The 4,116-nt window shown below is 74.2% G+C and carries 3 protein-coding genes; 2 read left to right on the forward strand and 1 reads right to left on the reverse strand.

The features are described 5' to 3' along the window. Positions 1–486 precede the first annotated feature (486 nt). Positions 487–1,437: a 2-hydroxyacid dehydrogenase gene (locus IE330_RS37960; protein WP_190140736.1), complete on the reverse strand. Its 951-nt coding sequence runs from the start codon at positions 1,435–1,437 to the stop codon at positions 487–489. A 139-nt stretch (positions 1,438–1,576) separates the two neighbouring features. On the opposite strand from IE330_RS37960, the gene IE330_RS37965 reads away from it, so the two are divergent. Both IE330_RS37965 and IE330_RS37970 read left to right on the forward strand, forming a co-directional pair. Then, on the forward strand, positions 1,577–2,569 hold the full coding sequence (locus IE330_RS37965) for an aldo/keto reductase (protein ID WP_190140737.1): 993 nt from the start codon (positions 1,577–1,579) through the stop codon (positions 2,567–2,569). A 280-nt stretch (positions 2,570–2,849) separates the two neighbouring features. Beyond that, the gene (locus IE330_RS37970) at positions 2,850–4,019 is read left to right on the forward strand and encodes a PQQ-dependent sugar dehydrogenase (protein ID WP_190140738.1); all 1,170 of its coding nucleotides are present in this window, start codon (positions 2,850–2,852) and stop codon (positions 4,017–4,019) included. Positions 4,020–4,116: the final 97 nt, after the last annotated feature.

Below are 4,116 nucleotides of genomic sequence, written 5' to 3' on the forward strand. Positions count from 1 at the left end.
GGCGCTCGCCCGCCTGGACGGCTGCCATGGGCCCGCCTCCGGCGGGTGCGGGCGGCGCCGGGCGGCGCGGCGCGGGTCCCGGCGCCGGACGCAGCATCTGCCGCCGCGGGCCGGTGTACGCGGGAGTCGTGGGCGGTGGTCCCGCCGCGTCGGATCGTTCGCCCATTGGCCGTGCATCGCCCGTCGCCCCCCTCGCAGTGCCGTTACTCGTCCCCTGGCGCCGATACGGTGCGCGGCGCATCCCCTGTCGGGGACGATACACCAGGCTCGTCACTCAGGGACAGGTCCGCTCTACGCTGCGTGACTGTACTCGTCAATGTGGACACGCGGCGCACATGAGTGAGTGCGGAGCGTGCAGAGATGGGACGGCGTCGGTTCCAGGCGGTCACCCGGCGCCGGATATCGACCGTTCCTGACCGGCTTACGGGCGCTTCGCAGGTGGGAGAAAAAGGGCGTCACACTCGTACGGCGCACATCGCGACCGAGCTAGGACGTCGTGAGAACGACGTTGTCCAGAGGCGCTCCGCTCGCGTATCGCCGCAGTTGGGCGGCCAGCAGGCGGCGGGCGCGCGGCAGGTACGCGGACGAGGAGCCGCCCACGTGCGGGCTGATCAGCACGCCGGGCGCCTGCCACAGCGGGTGACCGGCGGGCAGCGGCTCCGGGTCGGTGACGTCGAGGGCCGCGGTGAGCCGGCCGCTCTCCAGTTCCGCGAGCAGCGCCTTGGTGTCGACCACCGGGCCGCGGGCCACGTTCACCAGAAGTGCGCCGTCCTTCATCCGGGCCAGGAAACCGGCGTTGACCAGGGATCGCGTGGCGTCGGTGAGGGGCGTGCAAAGCACTACCACGTCCGCTTCGGGCAGCAGTCGAGGCAGAGCGTCCAGGGCGTGCACCGTTCCGCGCTCCGTGGTGCGCTCGGAGCGCGCGACGCGCGCCACCCGCGCGCATTCGAAGGGGGCGAGCCGGTCCTCGATCGCGGTGCCGATGGCCCCGTACCCCACGAGGAGGACGGACTTGTCGGCGAGCGCCGGGTAGAACCCGGAGTGCCACCGCTCCGTCCGCTGGCCTTCCACGAACCGCGGCACGCCCCGCAGCGAGGCGAGGATCAGCGTCAGCGCGAGCTCGGCGGTGCTGGCGTCGTGCACCCCGCGCGCGTTGCACACCTGGACGCCCGGCGGCAGGGACGCCAGGGCCGGTTCGAGGAAGTCGACGCCTGCCGTCAGCGTCTGCACCACCCGCAGCGACGTCATTTCGGCCAGCGGCGGCAGCACCACGTCCGCGCTCTTCATGTACGGCACCACGTACAGCGCGCAGTCGGCCGGATCGGCGGGCAGCTCCGGGCCGCCGTCCCAGAAGCGGTACGTGAGACCCGCCTCGGCCGCGGCGGGCAGCCCCTCGACCTCGGTCTCTTCGAACGGCATCCATACGTCGGTCGTCATGGTCAGGAGGCTAATGCGAACAGGCCGCACGCGGCGGTCCGGGGAGCAGAGGTTACGTTGGGGGCCGCCCGGACCGAAGATCACGGGACAGCCGGACGATCGCAGCACGGACGCGGGGACAGCGGGAGGGTTCGACCAGGTGGAGCGCAGGACGATCGGCGCCGGGGCGCTCGGGGTGGGCGCCGTCGGACTCGGCTGCATGCCGATGAGCTGGGCGTACTCCGGTTCCCGGCAGCGCGGGGAGGCCTCGCTGCGGACCGTGCACGCGGCGCTCGACCAGGGCACGACGCTCCTCGACACGGCGGACATGTACGGCCCGTTCACCAATGAGCTCCTGGTCGGCCGGGTGCTCAAGGAGCGGCGCGGGGAGGCCTTCGTGTCGACGAAGTGCGGGCTGCTCGTGGGCGACCAGCACATCGTCGCCAACGGCCGCCCCGGCTATGTCAGACGGGCGTGCGACGCCTCGCTGCGGCGGCTGCAGACCGACACCATCGACCTCTACCAGTTGCACCGGGCCGACCCGGAGGTGCCGATCGAGGAGACCTGGGGCGCGATGGCCGACCTGGTGACGGCCGGGAAGGTGCGGGCGCTCGGCCTGTGCGCGGTGGGGGCGCGGGCGCGGCGGCGGACGGGCGGCGGCCTGCACGACACCACGATCCGCCAGTTGGAGCGGGTCCAGCAGGTGTTCCCGGTGGCGGCGGTGGAGGCCGAGCTGTCCGTGTGGTCACCGGAGGCGCTGGAGGCGCTGCTGCCCTGGTGCGCGGCGCGCGGCGTGGGCTTCCTGGCCGCGATGCCGCTGGGGAACGGTTTCCTCACCGGCACGCTGACGCCGGGGCAGGGCTTCGAGCCGGACGACGTACGAGCGCGGCACCCGCGGTTCACCGCCGAGATGATGGCGGCCAACCAGCCCCTGGTGGTGGGGCTGCGGCGGGTCGCCGCCCGCCACGGGGCGACGCCCGCGCAGGTGGCGCTGGCCTGGGTGCTCGCGCAGGGGCCGCAGGTGGTGCCGATCCCCGGGGCCAAGCGGGAGCGGTGGGCGCGGGAGAACGCCGGCGCGGCCGGGGTGCGGCTGACCGCGCGGGACCTGGCGGAGATAGCGGCGCTGCCGCCGGCGCAGGGGTCGTGGGACTGAGCCGCGGGGCGGCGGGGTCGCGGTTCGGCCGGTGCGGGGTGCGGGCCGGGCGTGGTCGATGCGGTGCGGGGTGGGGGCCGGGCGTGGTCGGCCCGGTGCGGGGTGCCGGTGCGGGCGCGGGGTGCGGGCCGGGCGTGGTCGATGCGGTGCGGGCGCGGGGCGTCCGCGTGGAGCAGGTCGGCGAGGGCGGTGGGTGGCTGACGGCGGTGTGAGGGGAACCTCGCGGGCGTGTGCGGTGTATGAACGGTAGAAGCGCCACGTCGAAGGGATCCTGACCGTGTTGAGTGCTCAACGTTCCGCGGTGGCGGCCGCCTTGGCGGCCCTCACCCTGCTCACGGCGACCGCGTGCTCGTCGGACGACGGCGGCGACGGCCCGTTCGACGGCGGGAGCCCCCGCTCCAGCGCCGCCGGCCCCAGCGCGTCGGCGTCCGGCAAGGGCGCCGAGCCGCCTCCGGAGAAGGGCTCCGCCAAGGTCGTCAGAACGCTCGCCACGGGCCTGAAGTCGCCGTGGGGCCTCGCCGCGCTCCCCGGCGGCGACCTCCTGGTGTCGTCCCGCGACGAGGGCACGCTCACCCGGGTCGACGGCTCCACCGGCGAGAAGACCGAGGTCGGCACGGTGCCCGGGGCCGCCCCCGACGGCGAGGGCGGCCTGATGGGCCTCGCCCTCTCCCCCGCGTACGCCGCGGACCACATGGTGTACGCGTACGTCACGACGGAGTCCGACAACCGCGTGGTGCGGATGCTGTACGACGAGAAGAAGCCGTCGGGCCAGCAGTTGGGCGCCCCCGACACGGTCCTCAAGGGCATCCCCAAGGGCGTGATCCACAACGGCGGCCGGATCGCCTTCGGCCCCGACAAGCTGTTGTACGTGGGCACGGGCGAGACCGGCGAGACGGGGCTCGCCCAGGACAAGAAGTCCCTCGGCGGCAAGATCCTCCGCCTCACCCCGGACGGCGAGCCCGCCCCGGGCAACCCGTTCGACGGCTCCCCGGTGTTCTCGTACGGCCACCGGAACGTCCAGGGGCTCGCCTGGGACGAGGAGAAGCGCCTGTGGGCCTCGGAGTTCGGCCAGGACACCTGGGACGAGCTGAACGAGATCAAGGCGGGTGACAACTACGGCTGGCCGGAGGTCGAGGGCAAGGGCGACGAGGGCGGTTTCCACGACCCGGTGGCCCAGTGGAAGACGTCCGAGGCCTCACCGAGCGGCATCGCCTACGCCAAGGGCTCGGTCTGGATGGCGGGGCTGCGCGGGGAGCGCCTGTGGCGGGTCCCGGTGCGGGGCGTGGACGGTGAGCCCAGGACGGAGGCGTTCCTGAAGGAGGAGCACGGCAGGCTGCGCACGGTGCTCGCGGCGGGCGGCGGCAAGCTGTGGCTGGTGACGAGCGAGACGGACTCGCGCGGGACCCCCGGGAAGGGCGACGACAAGATCCTGGAGGTGGAGGTGGAGTAGCCGGGGCGGTCAGGCCGGGGGCGGGGCCGCGCCGGACAGGTCCTGGCCGGGGCGCGCGGCGGCGGGCGGGGCCTTGGGGCGCGGGGCCTGGACGGGG

Origin of the sequence: Streptomyces longispororuber (assembly GCF_014656095.1) — a bacterium.
Taxonomy (GTDB): Bacteria; Actinomycetota; Actinomycetes; order Streptomycetales; family Streptomycetaceae; genus Streptomyces; species Streptomyces longispororuber.